The sequence below is a fragment of the Polaribacter irgensii 23-P genome, from assembly GCF_000153225.1.
Classification (GTDB): Bacteria; Bacteroidota; Bacteroidia; order Flavobacteriales; family Flavobacteriaceae; genus Polaribacter; species Polaribacter irgensii.
The window spans coordinates 2,169,252-2,190,982 of record NZ_CH724148.1; the positions used below are offsets into that span (position 1 = coordinate 2,169,252).

The following is a 21,731-nucleotide window of genomic DNA, read 5'->3' on the forward strand; positions in this document are numbered from 1 at the left end:
TCCAATTTTCATGGACGCAAGCGTTTTGGTATGTTTTAGCGTTCAGCCACCTAAAAGTATAATCTTTTATTTTTTACGTCAATCTACTGCTCGATAGATTCTGATCGAAATCCTATCAATTCACCATCCTCGAAAGTAGATGTTATTTCAATAGGATTGCAGCATACTTCGCAATCTTCAATATAGGTCTGTTCGCGTATACTGGCATCCAGCACCATTGAGATATCTTCCCAACAGTGTGGGCATTGAAAAAAGTGTTCTTGTTCCATTCTGCTATTATTCTATTACTTTTAATACTAATTTCCCGTTTTTTTCTCCAGAAAAAAGCCGGTTGTATGTTTCTTGAAAGTTCTCAATACCTTCATACACGTCCTCTTTGGATTTTAACTTGCCTTCTTGCATCCAAATTCCCATTTGCTTTGCAGCAATTCCAAAATCTTTGGTATAATCCATAACAACCATACCTTGCATGGTTGACCTTGTCACGAGCAAAGATAAATAATTACTGGGTCCATTGATTTTATGCTTGTTGTTATATTGCGAAATTGCTCCACAAATAACAACTTTTGCATGCATTCTTAATTTGCTTAAAGCAGCATCTAAAATGACGCCTCCCACATTGTCAAAAAACACATCAATCCCTTTCGGACATTTCTTTTTTAACGCCGAATATATATTTTCTGTTTTGTAATCAATTGCCGCGTCAAAACCCAACTCGTTTACAAGCGCGTCACATTTCTCTTTTCCTCCTGCAATTCCAATAACAGTGCATCCTTTTATTTTTGCAATCTGACCAACAATAGCACCTACAGCGCCCGCAGCTCCCGAAACCAAAACAATATCCCCTGCTTTTATTTTACCTACTTCTAAAATTCCAAAGTAAGCAGTCATTCCTGGCATCCCTAAAGTTCCGAGGTACACGGGCATGGAGGCTAATTTTTCATCAACTTTATACCAACCATCTCCATTCGATATTGAAAACTGTTGGACACCTCCCCAACTTGTAACGCAATCTCCAATTTCAAACTTAGGATTATTATTGTTTTGAATTACTTTTCCAATAGCTCCAGCACGCATTACATGATTCAGGGCTACTGGAGGAATATAGGATTTCGTGTCATTCATCCAGCCCCGCATCGCAGGGTCTAAAGAAATATAATGATGTGCTATCAAAATTTCTCCCTCTTCCAACTCAGGAACCGTTTGTGTTTCTAATTCCCAAGTATTGGCATCTGGAAAACCGACAGGCCTCTTTTTTAAAATAATTTGTTTGTTCTTCATACGCTAACTAATAAGGATTAAAAATAAGGTTATTCTACAACTTAATGGAACTTCAATAATAAAATTCATAAAAAAACCTTTATCATTTTAAGGATAAAGGTTTTTTAAAATTGTGCTACATTTTATATTTTACAATTCCTTGAAAATTGCATGCATCATTCTCTTTTTGTCATTGATACTTTCTTCTAAAGCAATCATGGTTTCTGTTCTGTTCACACCAGGAATGTCATCGATCTCATAAATGATATCTTTTGCATCATTGGTGCCTTTTGCTCTAACTTTACAAAAAATATTATATTTGCCAGCAGTCACATAGGCCACGGTTACGTTTGATATCTTTCTTAGGTTTTCAATCACACCTTGGGTCATCGATGTTTTTTCTAAATAGATGCCAACATGCGCTATGAACGAATAGCCCATTTTTTCGTAATTTAAGGTCAGTGTAGAGCCTTGGATAATACCTTCATCTTCCATCTTCTTTACTCGCACATGAATGGTTCCTGCGGAGACTAACAATTGCTTTGCAATATCCGTAAATGGTGTTCTAGCGTTCTCAATTAAAATGTCTAAAATTTGATGATCAATCTCATCGAGCGTAAATTTTTTCATTTTTCATTTTTTATAAATTATACAATTTTTTTGGCTAAAATATACTTTTAATTTAATTAAACAATGAAAAATATGAGAAATATTTAAAGAACATGGCTTTCGAAAACGATTTCGTGGTGTCCAAACATCCCTTTTAGGCTTTTTTCTTCTGATTTTTGCAATTTTGAAACTAAAACAGCGTTGATAATTTCCTCCTTAAACTGATATGCAACATCTTTTTGAGAATTTGGAAACCGGTGAATAACGTCATAAAAAAGAGCGGCATTATTAGGGATCTCAAAATATGCTTCGTAGCTGTTAAAATCTTCCGTTTTGGCGACGTAAAACAAGCCTTGAAGTATGGCGAAAAAAGTAAATTTCCTTGAGATTTCACGCCCATAGTCTTCAGGATAGTGTCCAGACTCAATTAAAATCGTATTGTATCCTAACTTTTGAAAAGTATCTCCTGTCGCTGTTGGGTAAAATTCGTCTGTATACCTTCCAACACAGTTGGGAATTATTTTTTGCAACACGGCGTTCATAGAAATAATAACATTCATCGTTTGCTTTCTTCCAGCTGTAAGTGCTCGCGTGGATTCTTCGGATGGTGCTAAAAAAGATATGGTCGCAGGATTTTTAGTGTTTTCAACGTTAAAAATAGTCCGCTGATCGTGTAAGTTGAAACAAAAATCAGGCTTGAACCCTTCCAAAACCTTCCTTAGAATCTTGCTTTCTTTTGCTATTAAATTCACAGCATCTCGATTCAAATCCACGTTATTTCCATTAACTCGTGTATAGACTTCTGCGCCATCTGGATTTAACATCGGAATAAAAACCAACGTACACATTTCTAAAATGGCTGCAATCTCTTTTTCCTTACCATTTAAAAAACAATTAAAAAGATCAAATAGCGCTTTTGTCCCCGTACTTTCATTTCCATGCATTTGAGACCACAACAAAACCTTTTTTTTTCCAGCACCAATTTTCAATTGATAAATAGGTCTTTCTTGTTCTGAAGTTCCGATTTGGAGCAGTTCAAAAGCAATGGCATGTTTTTGAAGTATGTCTTTAATATCCTTTAAGCAAATCCATTTTCCGTTTAAGGAAGTTTCTTTTTCCTTGTTATAAAGGGTCTCTAAAAAATCGACTTCAAGTGCATTCATATCTTGGGCTTCTAAATAAGGACGTAAAAATAATAGAATCACATTTGTAATCAAACTAAATTGTTTACAAATGTAAAATCAAAGTATTTCACATTTGTAAACAAGTAAACCCAATAGATCGGTTACATATGTATACACCTGTAGTTTGCCTTCAACACAGGCTTTTGTACAAATACGCTTTCATCAATATATACTATAATGGGTGATTAAAACACTTTAATTGATCACTTTACGTGTGTTACTTAAACCTTTGGTTTATATTCATACACGTAATTTTAAATTATAATAAGAATTAATTTTGCAGCTAAAAAGATAAGGTTTACATTTGTAAATAATCAATAAGTTACAATGATAAACAGTGCAGATTTCACGAACAGACTAAAAGAAGTGATAGAATACTATCAATTTTCTGCGTCTAGCTTTGCAGATAAGGTAGGAGTGCAACGGTCTAGTATTTCACATATCTTGTCGGGCAGAAACAAACCTAGTTTAGATTTTATTTTAAAGATCACTACAGAATTACAAGAGGTAGATATTAATTGGTTGTTAAAAGGGAAGGGATCTTTCCCCAAAGTGAGTGTTTCAAAACAAAAGAATGCGCAGATGAATCCCACCCTAATCAATTCAGAAATCGCGGAGCCTGGTAAAAAAATAAAAAATATTGTTATTTTTTATGAGGATGGCACTTTTGAAGAATATCAGAAGTAAGCTTAAAAATTAACTTCAAAACAAAATTTCTTTTTCAACTTAGATTTCTTTAAATACTATATTTTAGTACCTATGAAAACAATGGATATAAGAACAGTAAATGTTGTTCAATATATACAGCCTTTGCGAGAGGGTGGTTCCCTACCTGCAATTGTAAAAGCAGATGATGGCTTTTTGTACGTGCTTAAATTCAGAGGAGCAGGACAGGGAAAAAAAGCATTAATAGCAGAATTTATTGGTGGAGAATTGGCGCGAGCCATGCATTTAAAAGTGCCAGAATTGGTCTTTATGAACTTAGATGCTTCTTTTAGCAAAACAGAGCCTGATGAAGAAATTCAAGATTTACTAAAATTTAGTGTCGGTTTAAATTTGGGATTGCATTTTTTATCAAGTGCCATTACCTATGATCCTTTGGTTTCCGAGTTGGATCCCCTCACAGCTTCCAAAGTGGTGCTCTTAGACTGCTTGATTAGTAATATTGACAGAACAGCTAAAAATACAAACCTACTCATTTGGAAGAAAGAACTTTGGATTATTGACAATGGTGCAAGTTTGTATTTTCATCATAATTGGCCAACTTGGGAGACGCATTTGAAACGAAGTTTCCCCTTGGTAAAAGACCACGTACTTTTACCAAAAGCGACCCACTTATTACAAGCTTCAGAAGAGATTAAAAAAAGCATTCACATCGCTGTTATTACAGAAATTGTTGCGAATATTCCTGAAGATTGGTTGTTGAGTGAAGAGGATGTATTCAGTCCCGGAGAAATAAGAACTGCATACATTACTTTTTTAAGCACAAAACTTTCGATGTTGGATCTATTTGTTAAAGAAGCGGAAGATGCAAAATAAACATACATTTGAATATGCAATTATTAGACTCGTTCCTAAAGTAGAACGCGAGGAGTTCTTCAATATCGGGGTGCTCCTATTTTCGAAACGGAAAAAATTCTTGGGCATACAATATCATATTGATGCGCAAAAGTTAGCAGCCTTTGCTCCCGAAATAGAAATTGCTGTTTTAAATGCTTATTTAGATGCCTGGAAATTAATTAGCGATGGAAATGCTGCTGGAGGAAAAATTGGAGCCTTAGAAATCTCAGATCGCTTTAGATGGCTAGCAGCTTGCAGAAGTACGATTATCCAAAGTTCTAAAACACATCCTGGATTGTGTGAAAATCCTGAAGCGGAGTTGCGTGATATTTTTGAAAAGTATGTGTTGTAGCAGCCAATGCTTTCAACGAACTCTTTGAAGCACTTACCGCATTGCTAAACGCTTCTTTTTAAGTGGCTACCAATGCGCAATCTTTATTATAAAAAATCTAACTGTTTAAAATAGCCCCTAAAAAATGCTGTGCAAAACAGAGCGATGTTGTAAAAGAAGTTGGAGATGGCTTTTCCTAATTCGTTTATAACTGCATGTTAAAATCTCTTGTCTTGATGTATTTCCTTTTTATCACTTGAAAAGGAGCTTTACGGTACTGACACTTAAATGCTGTTTTTTCTTTTAAATGGAAACAACATGCGTGAAATGAAAACAAAAAGAACAGCATATCTATAAGAGATATTGATGTTGAGACAAAGTGATCCCCATTGTCAATTCTTGCACGCATGCGCTCTGCACTCTTCAACTTTTTACTGAAAAGCTTTTTCTAAAACTTGTTGTCTGCTACTACTTTACAATCCAGAGAGGCACTTCCATGTCTTGATTAAAAAGTTCTTCCGTCACACTTCCTATCAGCAAAGAAGAGAAAGTATTTCTCCCTTTGTCGCCAACAATAATAAGATCCACTCCAGATGTTTCAGCTTGTGAAATAAGTTTTTCTGCAATGCCAAGATCTCTTCCTAGAATAATTTCTGAAGTTAAGGTTCCCTCAAATGCAATTTTCTTTACGAATTTCTCATATTTATCCTTCAAGTGATTCTCAATTTTTGTATTCAAGTGTTCTTTCGGAATATAAGGAGAAAATTGTGCAGGTACTTTGTATATGTGTATCGCTTTTACGTGTGCATCGGACCTTTTTTGTAGGTTTTCAGCAACTTTAAAAACTTTTTTAGAAACATTAGAAAAATCTGTTCCTGCCCAAATATTAGAAATGATAGGTGTTGCATCTTTTGGAATGGATAGGATGTCACATTTTAACAAACGCAAAAGCTTTCCACTAACAACACCGCTGCCTCTCGCTTTGTTTTTGTTTCCGATTAAAGCGAGTTGTATTACATATTTATTGACAATATAATTGATAAGCGATTCAGAATAAGGATCTTCTGAGATCAGAACTTCCCACGCTGCGGAAGACGTGAATTTTTCTTCCACTTTTTCATTCAACTCGTCTCCAATTATTTCGTCAAGATTCACATCCTTTAGTTGCTCATCAAATAATTTTGAAATCTCATATTTCTTTATGTTGTGTACAAAGTATACTTTTTCAACCCGAAGCGAATCAGCAATAAAAGATGCGTATTCTATTAAGGTGTTGTCAATATCAGATAGGTCTAAAGCAACTAAGATGTTTTTTATTTCAGTCATAATACAGATTATTTAGCAATATTTTCCTTGGTTGTATTTCGTTTTTTAACGATCGTAGATACTATTTCTTCATAATTTTCAAGTTCTTTTTGAGATTCCCGCTTTTTTAGTTTCCGGAAATCTTCGTTTAAACCTTTGTAAAGGGAGAAACACATGACGATTAAAATGATAGCAAATGGCAGCCCTGTAACAATGGTGGCTGTTTGAAGCGCTTGAAGCCCACCTCCTATTAAAAGAACAGCAGCAACACTGCCTTCAACAAGAGCCCAAAAGATTCTTTGCCCTACAGGCGCGTCTATTTTACCTCCTGTTGTTAAACTATCGACAACCAAAGATCCAGAATCAGAGGATGTTACAAAAAATCCTGCAATTAAAATGATGGCAATAATATTGAGAACAAATGCAAAAGGATAATCTTCTAAAAACACAAATAAAGCAGTGGCAACATTATCATTTACAGCATTTACAATGGTATCATTTCCAAGTATCGCCTCATGAATTGCAGTACTTCCGAAAGCAGAAATCCAGAAAAAAGTAACAATAGAAGGCACGATTAACACTCCCAAAATAAATTCACGAACCGTACGTCCTTTAGAAATACGTGCAATAAACATACCTACAAAAGGAGACCATGCAATCCACCAACCCCAGTAAAAGGTAGTCCAAGCATTTTGCCAATTGGTCCCTGTATAACTTTCTGTCCAAGTTGAAATTTCAAGTATACTCGATAGATAATTCCCCGTATTTTGCACAAAAGATTTAAAGATAAAAATCGTTGGACCTAGTAAGAGTACAATTACAAGAAACAACACTGCTACTCTCATATTCCATTCGCTCAAAACACGCACTCCTTTATCTACACCCAACACAACAGAAATCGTAGCAATAAGGGTGATCCCTCCAATTAAAATAATTTGAGTTAACAGGCCACTATCGACTCCAAAGAGATGATTTAGTCCTGCCGCGATTTGTTGTACCCCCAACCCTAAAGAGGTTGCAAGTCCAAATAAAGTCGCAATTACAGCAAATATGTCTATCGCGTCTCCAATTTTTCCATAAATTTTATCTCCTAAAAAAGGATAAAAAACAGATCTGATGGTAAGCGGAAGTCCGCGAGAATAAGTGAAATACGCTAAAGACAGTCCTACCAAGGCATATATTGCCCAGGCATGAAAACCCCAGTGAAGAAAAGTAAACTTCATCGCTTCTTTTGCAGCTTCCGCAGTCTCGCCCTCCGCCATTGGCGGACTTAAGTAATGATAGATGGGTTCTGAAATGCTCCAAAATAGCAGTCCAATTCCCATTCCTGCACTAAAAAGCATGGCGAACCAAGAAAGCGTTTTAAACTCCGGTCTTGCGCTCTGTCCTCCTATCCTTATTTGACCAAATTTACTAAAGGCCAAGTAAATCATGAAGACCAGAAATACATTTACACTCAATATAAAAAACCAACCTGCCTTGTTTGCAACGAATGCTTGAATTTTAGTAAAAGACTGCTCTGCCTGTTCTTTAAAAAGCAAGGTTAGTGTAATGGTGATGATGACAATAATAGCGGAAGTAAAAAATACGGGTCCGTTTACTTCCAATCCAAAAATGGATTTTTTCTCATCACTTCTTATAATTTTCTTAGCCATAATAGAATGTGTTTTTAATAATATTTTAATTTTAGTAGTGCTTTAATACGTCTGTAATTCCGAGTGTAAGATTAGAAATAATATCCAATATTGATATTAAATCGAGCCTCCCAAACCGCATTGGGATTTCCTTTTGCAAAATCATCCACAAAATTACCACCCAGCCAAGAGTGATTGTAACCCGCAGCATAGTCAAAATAAGTGTATACATTTCCGGCAGAAACTAAAACTCCCGTTACATTCATGTAAGAATCTGTAAATCCAGCAGCTTTTTTCTCCATATACGCAAAATCGTTGTAGAACTGCAAATTTGAAACAGGTCCAAGTTTTACGGGAATATTTCTCGAAATCCCCAAAGAATACATATTGAAATCGGCAGCTACCTGATAAGGAGCTCCATAGGCCGCCATTGTAACTACAGCGCGATCTTCGGAATCTGCATTTTCTGGATTGTGAGCAGCAGTAATAAATTGTGCTTTTACATTCCATTTTCCTTTGTTCAACTCGTAATGCGCAGCAACCGCAGAATGATTGCCAACTTCTTCGGTATCCAAATTATACAAACCTCCATATTGTAAAGAGACCCCTAATCTACTCGCTGATTTTTTACCGAACTTGTAAACAAATTTTCCATTAAATTGATTTATTTCCTTATTTCTTCCAGCAACATCGTACGAATATCGATTTGGAGAAACTTCAGAGTTGTTCCCAAAACCCAATTCTTCTGCATTTTTAAAGAACGCTAACTGATATTCAAACCTATTGCTTGTATGCATGTACTTGATGCCCATATCGTGGTCATCTTCTAATCCTACATAATAGGTTAAATTAAAAAACCAATTGTGTGAGTTGTACTGTTGAATTCCAAAGGGCACTTGCGTCAAACCTACTTGAATTTGATCGCGTTCGTTAAAATTGTATCCTAACCACCCTTGTTTTAGCATTCCACCCCCAAAACCTTCTGAATAGTATCGATATTCAGCATTTAATTGTATTCCTTTATATGCTCCCTTTGCGTTTACTCTGAACATATCATATCCAAAATCACCGCCCCGCTTTTTTTGACCGTCTTTCCAAGAAGATAAATTGTAATTAAAACGAAGTGCACCCCCTATTTTAATTTCTGGTTTGTCTTGCGCTTTTACAGAAAATAAGAACAAAAATGCCACGATTGAAAAGGCACAAGTTTTTGAAAATTGTAAGCGCATAATTATTTTTGTCATTGGTTTAATTTCAAGTAATTGTTAAAAATTTAAGGTGTAAAATTTAGAAAATAAACCAGGAAGGTTATTTACAAACGCATAGACCCTGCGGTAATGTATTAAAAATCAATATTTCATGATTTTTAGGATCGGCAAAGATACAACTCTTTTAAGCATTCAACAACAAAAATATTTTCAAACACCCGCAAACAAGGACAAAGGGAAGGATAATTATATGATATCCTGCATAAAAAAAAAGATTTAAACGCACTGTCCAAGTGCGCTCAAAATGAAAAATTATTAATTTATATTTCTTTTAAGAGATAAAAATAGGTGGATGTACACTTCAAGTCGTTCTAAGGCTGTAGCGAAAAAAGGGAGAAAAAAGAAAAAGACAATCCGTTAAAAATTTTATGAAGGAATCTAAATTATCATGTATACAATGTCGTAAATAAATGCACTGTGCGATTAAAATAATTTTAAACACTTCTGTGAACAGTAATAACCAATAAAAACGTTTATAAACGTTGTAAATATTCTGATACAATTACTTACAACAGTCCCATCATACCCTCTTTTACAATCGCAACAATCCGTTCTTTATTCGAGTTGGTACTCACTTCTTGTTCTTGAATCATGGTTCTCATTAAATTGATCACAACTTTGTCAAAATTAAACTTTTGGTATTGATTTCCCTTGCGAACCATGTCTTCAATTAGATTCCGAATGGCTTCCAAGTTATTACTTTTAGAAATCATATTGAAGGCTTTTTCATAGAGTAGTTTGGTCGCAGCATCTCCGGACAGAAACATTCCCGAAACCACACTTTTAGCGATAAAAGGCAATTCCGTTTCGTCATTAGATTCTATGAAAATTTTCGTCAATGGAGTGGCTAAAATTTTCCGAACTTCATCGGGTAATTCTTTGGATTTTTTTATTGCGACGGTTTTATCCACATAATACATCGCTACTAAAGATTTTCCTAAAACGGCATAAGAGACGCTAGACAGGCCTTTGTTAAATATTTGTTTCAATTCTGGATCGATTAACTTCCCTAAAGTTTCAATGGCCGCTGCTTGCACCAGCGTTTTTGGGTCTTCATTTGCAATTTGTATAATTTTTTGAATGGCCATTTTTTTAGAAAATTTATTAATCAAATCAATATTTTCCAATGCTAAAATTCTAATCTGATAAGAAAAGTCTTCTAAAGCGTGTACAACCGCGGTAAAAGCATCTTTATCGTCTTGTTTTTTCGCTAGGGCCACCAATGCCTCTTTGCGATGCGTGTAGTGTTGCGCATTTTTTAATTGGAAAACATAATCACTTAATATTTTATTTTCGTTGATTTCACATAATAAAACGCCATCGGAATTCATTTGAATGAATGTGGGTTGAACTTTAAAATCAAAGGTAAAAGAAGCATCGTTATTTTCAACAAACAGCGTTTCTCTTCTCCTTTTTCCCGCTTCAAAAATATCTAAGGTCAACGGAAACTGAAAATTTTCTGCTTGCAGCTGTTGCACATTAATGGTCACTGTTTTTCGCAGCATATTATAATCATACGAAATTGAAAGTTTTGGGTGACTTGCGCCGAAAAACCACTGATTAAAAAACCAATTTAAATCCTTACCCGTTACCTTTTCAAAAACCAAACGCAATTGATGTGCCTCTGCAGCTTTAAATTTGTAGGTGTTTAAATAGGTTTTCAAACTTGTAAAAAAAGCCTCGTCACCCACATATTTTCGCAACATGTGCAATATTGCTCCTCCTTTATTATAACTAACGAGATCAAACATGTCTTCTTGATCTACATAGTTAAAACGAACTAATTTTTTATCGGCTTCCTGTCCTTCTAAATACAAGGTTCTATTTTCGTGTTGGTGCATTTCTGCCGCTTCTTTTCCGTATTTGTATTCTTGCCATAAATATTCACTGTAATTGGCAAAAGACTCATTTAAAGTTAAATTACTCCAACTTTCTGAAGTAACTAAGTCACCAAACCAATGGTGAAAAAGTTCATGCGCAATGGTATTTTCCTGTGTATTCTCGTCGATTAACTGTCCCCGTGTTTGAAGTGCCTGTTCACCGTGAACAACAGCCGTTGTATTCTCCATAGCTCCAGAAACATAATCCCGTACAACCATCTGACTATATTTATTCCAAGGATATGCTACCCCTAGTTTGTTCGAGAAAAATTGTAACATTTCAGGAGTATTCCCGAAAATATCTTTGGCATACTTTGCATATTCTTTTTCGATGTAATACGAAACTTCGAGGTCTTTATACGCATCCTTTATAATTTCAAATTCCCCAACTCCTAAAAACACGAGATAAGGTGCATGTTTTTCGTCCATTTTCCAGTAATCCGTGCGTGTAGTTTCCTGGGTTGTCTGACTAATTAATGCCCCATTAGAAAGCGTCACGTACTTTTTTGGAACGGTAATGTAAATTTCTTGTGTTGTTTTTTGATTTGGAGCATCTATTGTAGGAAACCAGCAACTACTGCCTTCAGTTTCTCCCTGTGTCCAAACTTGTGTTGGTTTGTTTTTATCTGATCCGTCGGCATTTATAAAATACAGGCCTTTTGCTACAGTAACTCCTTCGTTGCCTTTTTCAACTATTTTTTCTGGTCTTGCTACATACTTTATATAAACAGTAAAGGTTTCTTCTCTCGTGTATTTTTTAGGAAATGTTATGGTTATTTTAGCATTGTCATAAACATAAGGCACTGTTTTTCCGTTCAAAGATACTTCGCGTATTAGCATAGATTTTGCATCTAAAACAAAAGTATTTGTTGTGTAAAAATGAGGTTTTGCGGTAACCCATGCTTCTCCATTCAATTGCTTTTCTTCAAAGTTAAAATCCACCTTCAACTTTGTATGCATTAAATCATGTGTTTTTTCCGCTGCCGCTCTGTAAATTGTATTGTTTTGGGAAAAACCAAATGTGCTGATTCCTGCAAAAATAAAAAGTAAATAATTTTTAATCTTCATGAATACTCATTTCTTATACCTTCAAAAATACTACATATGAAGATAGATCTTGTTAATGCATCGTTAAATTCAAAAATACGTCAAAGTGAATTTAGCGCCCGCTCTTAATTATTTTTTATTAATCAAATCAAATAGTGAAAATTCAAATTCAATGGAGTTTTCATATGCAAAAAAGGGCTGCTTATTTTATATAATAAGGTTTACAAGTCGCGAAGTTTTGTAAACAGGGATGTTCCCTTTTAATAAAATAACAACGGTTGCAGACTCACTATTATCCTTGAGAGAACGTTCTTTTTTATATAGTATTACCTTCTTTGCAACTGCAATATCCGCTGTTAACTTACCATAAATTTTAACAAATTCGGGATCTTCTTGTCCTCCCTCCAAAGCTGTTAGTTCTTCTTCATTGATGGCTGCAAGAAATGTACGGGTCATTATTTTTGCACTTTCTGGATTTTTAGCAGTAAATATCTTTAATTCTTCCAAACCTTCTAACACTTGAAAAGCGTGTAGCGCTTTGGCCTCTTTAAATTTTTCTGGATTAAACTTTAATAAGAGATTAAAAGCATCTTTGGTAATAATTACCATCTCAACACCAGCTATGTCCTCTAGCGCTTCTATTGAAGTCTGTGCACTTATTGTCTTTGGAAAAATGATACAGGCGATTATTAGAAGTACAGTTTTCATTTCTTTAAAATTTGTGAGTCTCAAATAATGACTTTTAATAACAAATATAGAATCATTTAAAGAAGTTCTAGAAAAATAATGGCTTTTATTGCACCAAAATATTTAAGCATTTTTAAAATTCAATCACAAAACCTGAATAGAAAAAAAGAAAGATGCAAAAAAGTATTTTTTATCCGTACTGATTCATTTTTTTGTGTGTATAAAATTAGTACCTTACCAAAGGTTATTTGCGTATTAAAGTTGTTTGCCGAGCTATTATTTTTACGTTTTTTACAGTAATTTATTGTCGGTAAAATACCTATGGTGTTTTTGTAGCAATAAATGTGTATTTTTAAATACGTTCTAAAAAACAAAAAAAAGATGCTTTGGTGTGTTCTCTTATTTTACGAATACCAATTAAAAAGAATTCAAAACGATTGCTTTTATTTAAAAATTATGTTCATGAACAAATATATTCTTATTAGTCTCCTTTTTATCTCTGTGTTTTCGGTTTCTTGCAGTAAAGAAGAGAAAGTGTTACCAGAGACTTTTCAGGTAACAAGTGCAGATGAAATCAATGCTTTTATATGGAAAGGTTTAAATAGCTATTATTTGTGGCAAAAGGAAGTGCCGACTTTGGCAGATACTCGATTTAAAAATTTAGAAGAAAAGCACATTTATTTTCGCAGATATTCTTCTTCCGAAGCTACTTTTAACAGTTTGTTAAAAAAGCCAGAAGATCGTTTTTCATGGATTGTAGACGATTATGTAGCGCTAGAAAACTCTTTCCAAGGTATCAATTTAAGCACGGGTTTAGATTTTGGTTTGGTACGGTACCAAGACAATTCAAGCAATATATTTGGATATGTGCGCTATGTGATACCCAATTCTAGTGCAGCAGCTGAAAAAATGGAAAGAGGCATGATTTTTAACACTATAAATGGAGAAATTTTAACAGATCAGAATTACAGCAGTCTATTGTTTGGAGACAATATTGCGGTCTCTGTAGGCTTAGCTGCGTATAACGGTGGAAATCCGCAAGCAAATGGAACTCAATATGACTTGACAAAAACAGAAATTACAGAAAATCCTATCGCAATTGCAAAAGTGATTGAGACAGACAATAAAAAAATAGGGTACCTCTTGTACAACCAGTTTGTAAGCTCTTATGATGTAGACTTAAATACCAAGTTTGATTATTTTAAATCAGAAAATATTGATGACTTAATTATCGATCTGCGGTACAATGGCGGTGGCTCTGTGCAGTCGGCAACCTATTTAGGTAGCATGGTTGCGGGACAGTTTCCAAATGAAGTATACTCAAAGCAAAGATGGAATGAAAAAATTGTAGCTCAGGTTTCTTCAGATTTTCTCACCAACAGATTTGCAACAAAAATCACAACATCAGATTCAGAAGTAGCTATAAATAGTTTAGAGCTACCTCGGGTCTACTTTATTGTTTCTGGAAGTTCAGCATCGGCCTCAGAATTGGTGATCAGTTCTTTAAACCCCTACATAGCCGTTCGCGTAATCGGTGTAGAAACAGTAGGCAAGCAAGTAGGATCAGTCACCTTGTATGATTCCGACAATTTACAGAGAAGTGGGGCCAATTTGAACACAAAACACAGCTATGCAATGCAGCCTATTGTTTTGGAGATTACAGACAAAAATGGGATCAATTATCCCGGTGGAATTATCCCTGAAGTTAATTTTTCAGGAGTTGAAATAAAAGAGAATTTTGGTAATTTAGGCGTGTTAGGAGAGCGAACAGATCCGCTTTTAGACAGTGCGTTAAAGTACATTACTACGGGAGCAAAAGCAACCCGTCAAAAGAATTCTGTAACAACGCAAGAAGAATTTTTTAATTCTAAATTAGCAACACCAGCAGGAAATAATATGTATTCTAAGTTTTAGTGCATCGTTTAGAAATAAAAAATTAACGAAACAAAATAAAGCGTGTTTTTACCTTTTCTAAAGGTTTTAATTTTTACTTTTTAAGATGTCAATTCCGTCTTCTATTTCCTCTTTCGGGATCAAATCTGGCCTAAATTCGCTCATTTTTTGCTCCTCTTTTGTTTTTGCGTAATTGTATCCGGATTTCCACCATTTTTTCATTAGTTTTTTATCAAAAACCAAAGAATTTGTGGTTAGGATTGTAGGAGTATAATATAAATTTAGCTGAATACCTTTGTGAGAAGCAGCTAATTTTCCAATAGTGATATTGTGTTTTTCTACATGAACAAGCATAAAATCAAATACGTCAAATAGTAAAGAAAACGGATTTGTAGCCGGCATTCTATTAATTTGAGTGACCTCTGTTTCCAAAATAATAGCGTCAATTTCTGTGGCACCTCTCAAAATAGCTTCTCTAATTGGAATGAGAGAGCCAAAACCCCCATCTGCATATTGGCAATGGTTTTTTTCTAGCAAACTCATGAATGGCACATAATTACAAGATCCCCAAATCCAATCACAAAAATCTTCGTAACTGCAGGCACTTATAGCTTTATACTCAATTTTATTTGCTGTTAGATTAGACACGGTGACTACTACTTCTTTGTTTGTAGCTTTTATTTGGAGATACATTTCTTTTGTGATCTTCCGTTTGATTAGCGCTCGCAAATTTTTACTCTCACCAAAAGTTTTTCTACCGTTTATAAAGTTCCAGAAAGTATTTAAATGGTTGATTGTGATTACTTTTTCTCCAGCAATTTTTTTTATTTTAAAGGGGTTGTTGCTGAAAATTGTTTTTTGGTTTACATTGGTGTACAACTCTTTTAATTCGTCTAACATGCCCAATGCCAGATGTGAGACCATCAGGCTTCCTGTAGAAGTTCCTAAAAACAAATCATATTGTTTTTTCTTTTTCTCCATAAGATATTGCGCCACGCCACCAGCAAATGCACCTTTACTTCCACCCCCAGAAATTACCAATGCCTTTTTCATTACTTATTTTGATTTGTTTACTTTCGTGAGATAAAAATATCAAAAATGAATAGAATAATAGCGGTTATTGTTAATTTCCTTTTTTTTAATGTCTCCGCACAAGAATACCAGCCAAGAAATATCACTTCCATTGAAATACAAAATTTTAAAAGAGACAGCACGAGTATTCGAGCAATTCAAGCAGTAGATGGAGCATGTGTTTTTTACGCTGGCTCTCGTGGAAATTTGGGTTTTACAACAAACACTGGAAATACTTGGACTCCCATTCCTATTCAATTCCGAGACAGCCTTCTTCCTAATTTTAGAAGTTTAGGGTTTAACGGGACGGATTATTTTGCAATCACGATCGAAAATCCTGCCTTGTTATATAAAATATCAAAAGGAATTGCAACTTTAAAATATCAAGAAATGCACGAAAACGTTTTTTATGATGCACTTACTTTTTTTGAGGACGCTGTGCACGGAATCGCCGTTGGAGACCCTACAGCAGATTGTGCTTCGATACTAACCACTGAAGACCGCGGTGAAACCTGGCATAAAATTCCTTGCGAAAAATTGCCAAAGATCCTCAAGGGGGAAGCTTTCTTTGCTGCCAGCAATACGAATATCAAAACTATTGGAAGTACTGTTTGGATTGCATCCGGTGGCACAGCTGCAAGAATCTTAAAATCGACAGATTATGGCCTTACTTGGGAAATTTATGAAACTCCCATCATTCAGGGTATCGGTCCGCAAGGAATCTATTCCATTGACTTTTATGATGATAAAAATGGAATTATAATTGGTGGAGACTATTCGAAACCAATGGAAAATGTTGCCAACAAAGCAAGTACCACTGATGGGGGAAAAACATGGACGATTCTTGCAAACGGAAAACATCCAAATTATAAAAGCTGCGTGCAATACGTTCCCAATACAGCAGGTAAAGAAGTGTTTGCTGTGGGTAAAACAGGCATTTCATATTCTAAAGATGGCGGGAATTCTTGGGTAGAAGTATCTAAAGAAAGGTATTATACCATCCAATTTACAGACAAGAATACTGCTTGGCTCGGAGGAGATGGAAAAATAGGCAAGTTTAAATTATAGCAATTAATAAGTCACATACCCTTCCTTTTAGTCCTGAAAAACCATTATTTTAGAGCAAGATTACGCGCCTACTTTATGGCATCATTATAGTCCATAAAAAAGGCTACATAGGAACTATAAAAAAAGACAAGTTAAGACAAATACGACACTTAAATGATTGATAAAAAACACATTACAGATCGGTTTATCAAATACATCACAATTGATACAGAATCAGATCCCGATAATCCCGCATTTCCAAGCACAGAAAAACAATGGAATTTAGCACGTGTTTTGGTAGAGGACTTGAAAAAAATTGGAATGCAAGAGATTGAGTTGGATGAAAATTGCTACATCATGGCTACTTTACCTAGCAATATAACACATCGTGTTCCTACCATTGGTTTTATTTCTCACATAGATACCAGTCCAGATTTTACTGGAAAAAATGTAAGGCCGCAGCTTGTTGAAAATTATCAAGGAAATGATATTATCTTAAATCAAGAAAAAAACATCATTCTTTCCCCAGATTATTTTGAAGATCTATTGCAATACAAAGGGCAAACTATCATTACAACAGACGGTACAACGCTTTTAGGAGCCGATGATAAAGCTGGAGTTACAGAGATTATTACTGCAATGGAGTATTTGTTAAAACACCCAGAGTTAAAGCACGGAAAAATCAGAATTTGTTTTACTCCAGACGAAGAAGTTGGCAAAGGTGCTCATAAATTTGATGTGAACAAATTTGACGCTGAATGGGCCTATACTATGGATGGAAGTCAAATTGGAGAATTGGAATATGAAAATTTTAACGCAGCAAGTGCAAAAGTAACGATTGTGGGTAAAATTGTACATCCTGGCTATGCAAAGGGAAAAATGATAAATTCGATGCATCTTGCAAATGAATTTATGTCAGCACTTCCCGCTGCTGAAGTTCCAGAAAAAACGTCAGGATATGAAGGATTTTTTCATTTACACGATATGACTGGGAATGTAGAAAAGACTATTTTAGAATACATTATTAGAGATCACGACGCTCATCTGTTTGACGAAAGAAAAAAGATAATTCAAAAAATTGCTCAGGATTGCAATACGCGTCTAGGTCACGAAGCAATCACTGTTGAAATTAAAGATCAATACTTCAATATGAAGGAGAAGATTGTGCCGGTAATGCATATTGTAGACTTGGTGGAGGAAGTGATGAAAGATATTGGCATCGTTCCCCTTATAAAACCAATTCGCGGAGGAACTGACGGATCGCAGTTATCATACATGGGACTCCCATGCCCAAATATTTTCGCTGGAGGTCATAATTTCCATGGACGTTTTGAATATGTACCCGTAGAGTCGATGATAAAAGCAACAGAGGTAATTGTTGGAATTGTTCAGAAAGTTGCTAAAAAAAATACTATTTAACTACATAACGGCGTTTTAAATCGATTTTCGTCAGCTCAAGAGCATTTTTACAACCCTCTATAAAAGGGGGTTGTAAAAAAATACTAGGATAAATCAGGGTTTCTACCCTTTACATTTTTGTAAAAAAGCTTGAAATATTCAAAGTCTTTTTCTAAATCACCAGTGACATAATAGGGTTCAGAAATTTTCATCTTTTTGTTTTCAAAATCCAAAGTTGCCATAACAATAGGCACTTTAGCACCTTTGGCGATGTAATAGAAACCTGTTTTCCAATGTGCTACTTTCTTTCGAGTGCCTTCAGGAGACAAAGCCAATCGAAATTCCTCTTTTGTGTTGAATAAATCAATGATGGCATCCACTATTTTATTGCTTTTAGTGCGGTCTACGGGGGTTCCTCCTAAACTTCTAAAAAAATAGCCGAAAGGCCATTTAAAAAGAGACCCTTTTCCGATAAAATGCACCATAGTTCCTTGACTTATTCTCACTAAAATAGATATGGGAAAATCAATCCAACTCGTGTGTGGAGCGGCTATAACAATATATTTTTTAGGCTCTTTAGGGAAGCTATTTTCAACTTTCCAACCTAAAATACTGTTTAAAATAAAAGTGGCTACTGTCTTCAAAAAAGTACAAATTGTTTACAAAAATCAAAAATAAAGATTTTGTGTTGTTATTTAAAGTGATAAATTTAAGGACTTAAATTGACATGATGACTGAAATATTTACATACTTATTAATTGCTGTATTGTTTTCTTTAACAGGCTTCTTTATTGGAAGATTAGGAGCAAAATTAACTTTTTCCAAAGAAAAGACAATTGTAGAAAAAGAGAAATCTACTTTGGAAGCGCGTGTTGTCTTATTACAAGAAACCAAAGGAATATTAGAAGACAATTTTATAGAAGCCCAAAGAGAACTGAAGAAAAATCAGCAGCAAAAAGAGCTGTTAATTTTTGAAAAGTCTGCGCTCACGTCAGAATTGAAAAGTGTACAACTAAAGCTTGTTGAAAATAAGCAGGAGGTAGAAAAGCTAAATGAAAAATTCACCAAAGAATTTGAAAATTTAGCCAATAGAATTTTGGATGAAAAATCCTTGAAATTCACCGCTCAAAATAAAGAAAATATAAAAAATATTCTAAGCCCACTGCAAGAAAAAATTAAAGGATTTGAGGATAAAGTAGAAAAAACACACAAAGAAAGTATTGATTATCACGCTGCTTTGCGTCAGCAGATTTTAGGTCTAAAAGAGTTAAATCAGCAGATGAGCAAGGAAACTTTAAACCTTACCAAAGCTTTAAAAGGAGATAATAAAATGCAAGGAAATTGGGGTGAACTTGTTTTAGAACGCGTTTTAGAAAAGTCTGGTCTAGAGAAAGATAGAGAGTATTATGTGCAGCAAAGCTTTACAAATGAAGAAGGGCGCCGGATACTTCCAGATGTTGTCATCCACCTGCCAAATAACAAGAAAATGATTGTGGATTCTAAGGTCTCACTGGTAGCATATGAAAAATATGTAAATGAAGAATCCGATGTATTAAGAGAAGAATTTTTAAAGGAACATGTACACTCGCTCAAAAGGCATGTGGATCAGTTGAGCGAAAAAAAATATGAAGATATTTACAAAATAGAATCGCCAGACTTTGTCTTACTTTTTATTCCCATTGAACCAGCTTTTGCTGTGGCTTTAAATTCAGACACTTATTTATATAATAAAGCATTCGAAAAAAACATTGTTATTGTAACGCCGTCTACACTATTGGCCACGTTGCGCACAATAGATACCATGTGGAACAACGAGAAACAACAAAGAAATGCCTTAGAAATTGCAAGACAGGCCGGTGCGTTGTATGATAAGTTTCAAGGATTTTTAACGGATTTAATCGGTATTGGGAAAAGAATTGACGAAAGTAAAAAAGAGTATTCAAATGCCATGAACAAACTGGTTGAAGGAAAAGGAAATATCATTACAAGTGTAGAAAAATTAAAGAAAATGGGTGCAAAAGCTAAAAAAGCACTCCCTCAAAGTTTGTTAGATCGCGCGCAGTAAAAATAACATACAATGCAGGTATGCCGCATGCATTGCAATAAAAAAGCATCAAGAAATAACTTGATGCTTTTTTTATTTTTAAAAAGTTTGTAAAACACTTTTGGAATCTTGTTTACATTACAAACAATCTTCTTGAACTCATCATGTCAGAGACACGCTCACTTATTTCGTGTAAAATTTCATCATTATCTGCATTGGTAATCGCCTCATCGATAAAGCCTACTACTGCTTTCATATGCTCAACTTTCAAACCACGGGTTGTAATTGCAGGGGTTCCAACTCGAATTCCTGAGGTTACAAAAGGAGATTTATCATCAAAGGGAACCATGTTTTTATTCACTGTAATTTCTGCTTTTCCTAAAGCGATCTCTGCATCTTTTCCAGAAATATTTTTGTTGCGCAAATCAATCAACATACAGTGGTTGTCGGTACCTCCAGAAATAATATTATATCCCTTCGCTACAAATTCTTTTGCCATTGCCGCAGCATTTTCTTTTACTTGAATTTGATACTCTAAAAACTCATCTGTTAAAGCCTCACCAAAAGCAATTGCCTTTGCAGCAATAACATGTACTAAAGGGCCCCCTTGATTTCCTGGAAATACTGCGAAATTTAATAATGTAGACATTTTTTTAAGCTTTCCGTTCTTTAATGTCTCTCCGAAAGGATTGTCAAAATCTTTCCCCATCAATATAATTCCACCTCTAGGTCCACGCAAGGTTTTGTGTGTTGTAGACGTTACAATATGACAATGTGGTAAAGGATCATTTAAAATGCCTTTTGCAATCATTCCTGCTGGGTGTGAAATATCTGCCAATAACAGCGCGCCAACACTATCTGCAATCACTCTAAAGCGCTCAAAATCGATATCTCTTGAATATGCCGAAGCACCTGCAATGATCAACTTTGGCTTTTCTTTTGTTGCTATTTCCTGAATTTTGTCATAATTTAAAACCCCTGTTTCTTTGTCAACTCCATAAAAAGTAGGATTGTATAATCTTCCTGAGAAATTTACAGGAGAACCGTGTGTTAGGTGCCCCCCGTGAGATAAGTCGAATCCTAAAATGGTGTCTCCAGGTTTTAGACAGGCAAAAAACACAGCAGTATTCGCTTGTGATCCGGAATGTGGTTGTACGTTTGCATATTCTGCTCCAAACAATTCTTTTGCTCTCTCAATTGCCAATTGCTCCACAACATCAACAACTTCACAACCGCCATAATATCGTTTACCAGGATATCCTTCTGCATATTTATTTGTTAAAACAGAGCCCTGCGCAAGCATTACTTGATCGCTTGCAAAGTTTTCAGAAGCGATTAGCTCCAAACCGTTTAACTGTCTTTCTTTTTCTTCCTGAATAAGGTCAAAAATTTGATTGTCTAATTGCATTATCGTTGTTGTTTTGAGTGGTTTACAAAAGTAACTAAAAACCAAATAATTATAAATAACTTTTTCTTAAAATTTATCTAATTTTTTAGGATTTATACAATTGAA

General features: G+C 34.9%; 19 protein-coding genes. 7 read left to right on the forward strand and 12 right to left on the reverse strand.

Annotation, left to right across the window (positions count from 1 at the left end; all coding sequences use genetic code 11):
* Positions 1-83 precede the first annotated feature (83 nt).
* The 4 genes from PI23P_RS12420 to PI23P_RS09690 form a co-directional block, all read right to left on the reverse strand.
* Complete coding sequence (locus PI23P_RS12420) at positions 84-269, reverse strand: CPXCG motif-containing cysteine-rich protein (RefSeq protein WP_081439190.1); 186 nt, start codon at positions 267-269, stop codon at positions 84-86.
* A 7-nt stretch (positions 270-276) separates the two neighbouring features.
* Positions 277-1,281 (reverse strand): NADP-dependent oxidoreductase, encoded by a 1,005-nt coding sequence (locus PI23P_RS09680; RefSeq protein WP_004570646.1) that lies wholly within the window; start codon positions 1,279-1,281, stop codon positions 277-279.
* 129 nt (positions 1,282-1,410) lie between these two features.
* The gene (locus tag PI23P_RS09685; RefSeq protein ID WP_004570647.1) at positions 1,411-1,890 is read right to left on the reverse strand and encodes an Lrp/AsnC family transcriptional regulator; all 480 of its coding nucleotides are present in this window, start codon (positions 1,888-1,890) and stop codon (positions 1,411-1,413) included.
* An 83-nt stretch (positions 1,891-1,973) separates the two neighbouring features.
* Positions 1,974-3,074: a M14 family metallopeptidase gene (locus PI23P_RS09690; RefSeq protein WP_238300014.1), complete on the reverse strand. Its 1,101-nt coding sequence runs from the start codon at positions 3,072-3,074 to the stop codon at positions 1,974-1,976.
* A 306-nt stretch (positions 3,075-3,380) separates the two neighbouring features.
* Here PI23P_RS09690 and PI23P_RS09695 point away from each other — a divergent pair, with 306 nt between their 5' ends.
* From PI23P_RS09695 to PI23P_RS09705, 3 genes are all read left to right on the forward strand, one after another.
* Positions 3,381-3,740, forward strand: a complete 360-nt coding sequence (locus PI23P_RS09695; RefSeq protein ID WP_004570649.1) for a helix-turn-helix domain-containing protein — start codon at positions 3,381-3,383, stop codon at positions 3,738-3,740.
* A gap of 72 nt (positions 3,741-3,812) precedes the next feature.
* Complete coding sequence (locus tag PI23P_RS09700) at positions 3,813-4,592, forward strand: HipA family kinase (protein ID WP_004570650.1); 780 nt, start codon at positions 3,813-3,815, stop codon at positions 4,590-4,592.
* On the forward strand, positions 4,582-4,965 hold the full coding sequence (locus PI23P_RS09705; protein WP_004570651.1) for a DUF3037 domain-containing protein: 384 nt from the start codon (positions 4,582-4,584) through the stop codon (positions 4,963-4,965). The genes PI23P_RS09700 and PI23P_RS09705 overlap by 11 nt, the downstream gene beginning before the upstream one ends.
* Positions 4,966-5,412: 447 nt before the next feature.
* Here the strand turns inward: PI23P_RS09705 and PI23P_RS09710 are convergent, their stop codons facing one another.
* The 5 genes from PI23P_RS09710 to PI23P_RS09730 all read right to left on the reverse strand — a co-directional run bounded on the left by PI23P_RS09710 (position 5,413) and on the right by PI23P_RS09730 (position 12,786).
* The gene (locus tag PI23P_RS09710; protein ID WP_004570652.1) at positions 5,413-6,270 is read right to left on the reverse strand and encodes a universal stress protein; all 858 of its coding nucleotides are present in this window, start codon (positions 6,268-6,270) and stop codon (positions 5,413-5,415) included.
* Positions 6,271-6,278: 8 nt separating this feature from the next.
* Positions 6,279-7,904, reverse strand: a complete 1,626-nt coding sequence (locus PI23P_RS09715; RefSeq protein ID WP_004570653.1) for a BCCT family transporter — start codon at positions 7,902-7,904, stop codon at positions 6,279-6,281.
* Positions 7,905-7,975: 71 nt separating this feature from the next.
* Complete coding sequence (locus PI23P_RS09720) at positions 7,976-9,127, reverse strand: putative porin (RefSeq protein WP_004570654.1); 1,152 nt, start codon at positions 9,125-9,127, stop codon at positions 7,976-7,978.
* 530 nt (positions 9,128-9,657) lie between these two features.
* A complete protein-coding gene (locus tag PI23P_RS09725) occupies positions 9,658-12,099 on the reverse strand; it encodes a M1 family metallopeptidase (protein WP_004570655.1) in 2,442 nt (813 codons plus the stop codon).
* Between the two features lie 186 nt (positions 12,100-12,285).
* Complete coding sequence (locus tag PI23P_RS09730; RefSeq protein ID WP_004570656.1) at positions 12,286-12,786, reverse strand: DUF4252 domain-containing protein; 501 nt, start codon at positions 12,784-12,786, stop codon at positions 12,286-12,288.
* Between the two features lie 441 nt (positions 12,787-13,227).
* On the opposite strand from PI23P_RS09730, the gene PI23P_RS09740 reads away from it, so the two are divergent.
* Entirely contained in the window at positions 13,228-14,679 is a 1,452-nt protein-coding gene (locus tag PI23P_RS09740; RefSeq protein WP_238300015.1) for a GFO_1087 family putative carboxy terminal peptidase, read from the forward strand.
* 66 nt (positions 14,680-14,745) lie between these two features.
* Here the strand turns inward: PI23P_RS09740 and PI23P_RS09745 are convergent, their stop codons facing one another.
* Positions 14,746-15,711 (reverse strand): patatin-like phospholipase family protein, encoded by a 966-nt coding sequence (locus tag PI23P_RS09745; RefSeq protein ID WP_004570659.1) that lies wholly within the window; start codon positions 15,709-15,711, stop codon positions 14,746-14,748.
* 45 nt (positions 15,712-15,756) lie between these two features.
* Here PI23P_RS09745 and PI23P_RS09750 point away from each other — a divergent pair, with 45 nt between their 5' ends.
* Together PI23P_RS09750 and pepT are read left to right on the forward strand one after the other, a co-directional pair.
* Positions 15,757-16,797 (forward strand): WD40/YVTN/BNR-like repeat-containing protein, encoded by a 1,041-nt coding sequence (locus tag PI23P_RS09750; protein ID WP_004570660.1) that lies wholly within the window; start codon positions 15,757-15,759, stop codon positions 16,795-16,797.
* 153 nt (positions 16,798-16,950) lie between these two features.
* The gene (gene pepT / locus PI23P_RS09755) at positions 16,951-18,195 is read left to right on the forward strand and encodes a peptidase T (protein ID WP_004570661.1); all 1,245 of its coding nucleotides are present in this window, start codon (positions 16,951-16,953) and stop codon (positions 18,193-18,195) included.
* Between the two features lie 83 nt (positions 18,196-18,278).
* Here pepT and PI23P_RS09760 read toward each other — a convergent pair whose 3' ends face one another.
* Complete coding sequence (locus PI23P_RS09760) at positions 18,279-18,818, reverse strand: 1-acyl-sn-glycerol-3-phosphate acyltransferase (protein WP_004570662.1); 540 nt, start codon at positions 18,816-18,818, stop codon at positions 18,279-18,281.
* An 86-nt stretch (positions 18,819-18,904) separates the two neighbouring features.
* Between PI23P_RS09760 and PI23P_RS09765 the strand changes: the two genes are divergently transcribed.
* Complete coding sequence (locus PI23P_RS09765; RefSeq protein ID WP_004570663.1) at positions 18,905-20,239, forward strand: DNA recombination protein RmuC; 1,335 nt, start codon at positions 18,905-18,907, stop codon at positions 20,237-20,239.
* A 112-nt stretch (positions 20,240-20,351) separates the two neighbouring features.
* On the opposite strand, the gene glyA is transcribed toward PI23P_RS09765, so the two are convergent.
* A complete protein-coding gene (glyA, locus tag PI23P_RS09770; protein WP_004570664.1) occupies positions 20,352-21,626 on the reverse strand; it encodes a serine hydroxymethyltransferase in 1,275 nt (424 codons plus the stop codon).
* Positions 21,627-21,731 lie beyond the last annotated feature (105 nt).